Origin of the sequence: Thermoanaerobacterium thermosulfurigenes, from assembly GCF_051201035.1 — a bacterium.
Taxonomy (GTDB): Bacteria; Bacillota; Thermoanaerobacteria; order Thermoanaerobacterales; family Thermoanaerobacteraceae; genus Thermoanaerobacterium; species Thermoanaerobacterium thermosulfurigenes.
The window spans coordinates 1-1,223 of sequence record NZ_JBPODR010000019.1 but is presented as its reverse complement, the minus strand read 5'-3'; the positions used below and the strand labels follow the sequence as shown (position 1 = coordinate 1,223).

Here is a 1,223-nt window from a genome sequence, read left to right as displayed (position 1 = left end):
AACATTTATTTTGTAATATAACAAGAACAAGCATTAAAGAGTTTTTAGCCTACCTATAAGGAATTGAAACTCGCTCTCTAGCTTAACACTTATTCTATTCATTGGGACGTTTTTAGCCTACCTATAAGGAATTGAAACTACTGCTCTATTTCTGCCTTCTTGTACCTGCCTATGTTTTTAGCCTACCTATAAGGAATTGAAACAGCCTATATCAGTACGGTTTTACACATGTAAATAGGTTTTTAGCCTACCTATAAGGAATTGAAACCCTCTTTTCCCATCAGCCATTCTTCTACTGTTTTACATGTTTTTAGCCTACCTATAAGGAATTGAAACTTATTAGAATAAGAATTTAGAAGATCCATTATAGCATCGTTTTTAGCCTACCTATAAGGAATTGAAACGCTTCAAAATCTTCATGAAGTCCGCATTCAATCAATTCGTTTTTAGCCTACCTATAAGGAATTGAAACCGCTATACTCTGTGTGTTTATCTATGTAGTTATTTATGGGTTTTTAGCCTACCTATAAGGAATTGAAACTTCTTTAGACGTTTCATAAATTTTATAATTTTATAATTTTATCAGTTTTTAGCCTACCTATAAGGAATTGAAACTTTATCCTCTGTGGTGTTCTTCTTGTTATTGTCGCTAGTTTTTAGCCTACCTATAAGGAATTGAAACCACTTACAGAAGGTTGCCTTAAAGATGGCATTATAATGTGTTTTTAGCTTATCTATAAGGAATTGAAACTCAGAAGTCCAAGCAATAGCACACATATTCTGACCTGTTTTTAGCCTACCTATAAGGAATTGAAACGAAAAATTGAAAATTGAAAATGGAAAATTATTTTTAGCCTACATATAAAAGTCTTAAAACATAATTAAAATAAAATAGAAATGCTGTGTTGAGATTTCAGTTGTTTATGAAATGATTAAAATATTTCAATTATTTTATTTTTTAAACTGATAAATGGAGTTTTTCTGCTTTAAAATAAAAAGGAAAACTCTATTTATCAGATAAATATCCCAAGTAATATGGGATAAACAGGCTTCTAAGAATTACATATATTTATAATACTGAGTGATTTCGGAAACTAATTTCCAGCGTCATACTATGGCATAAATTAAAAATTAGATACAGAAAATAACAAAGCCTTTGCGATAAAATACTGAAAAGAGGAAAGAAAATGTAAAATAATGAAAATCAATTTAAAAAAAGAGTA

At 29.4% G+C, this 1,223-nt stretch carries 1 CRISPR repeat array.

The window, feature by feature from the left end:
• Nucleotides 1-40 precede the first annotated feature (40 nt).
• Nucleotides 41-817: direct repeats of the CRISPR family, unit length 30 nt; unit sequence GTTTTTAGCCTACCTATAAGGAATTGAAAC.
• Nucleotides 818-1,223 lie beyond the last annotated feature (406 nt).